Source organism: Pseudomonas sp. VEM90, assembly GCF_054611535.1.
On record NZ_JBTRAR010000068.1, the window covers coordinates 1 to 574 of the forward strand.

Here is a 574-nt window from a genome sequence, read left to right on the forward strand (position 1 = left end):
TCAATACCGTGGTGCTCAAGCGCCTGCGTGGCCAGACCCGCTGGGATGCCAGCCATGGCCTGCGGCGGCAGGTGCAGTTGGCAGCGCGTGAGGCCAATGCCGAGAAAGCGCTGGGGTTGTTGGCGGCACGCTATCGAATCACCGAGCAGGCCATTACGGAAAATCCCTTTAGCCAGGAGGTGCAGCGGTATTTGAAGAGCGGCATGGCGCAGGTTGAAGAGATGAAAGCGTTGCGCATCTCGGGCAGCCGCACGGTGTCCATCGAGCTGACCACCACTGCGCGGGTGAAACCCAACTTCCTTGGGTTGCTCACCTCCGGCGGTGGTGGCGGTTTAAACGCGGGGATGCTGTGGTTCAACGTGATCTCGCTGAAGACGGCGTACAGCAACCTGCAGCAGAGTGATGCACCGGAATACACGATGGGGTTTGCTTCATCAGTCTTCGGGGCGGCGTTTTTCAAGGTAGTTGTCGCGTCAACCATCCAACTATGCGGCTTGCTTCACGTGCTGTTGTTCTCGATCAGGGTTCAGCAGCACGGTACCAATCGGCTCCCAGTTGCGAGTGCGTCCTGACC

General features: G+C 59.6%; 1 pseudogene. It reads left to right on the forward strand.

The annotated features are described in order from the left end of the window. Nucleotides 1–446, forward strand: a pseudogene (locus ACYCCG_RS26055) (hypothetical protein); the annotation flags it as partial. Nucleotides 447–574 lie beyond the last annotated feature (128 nt).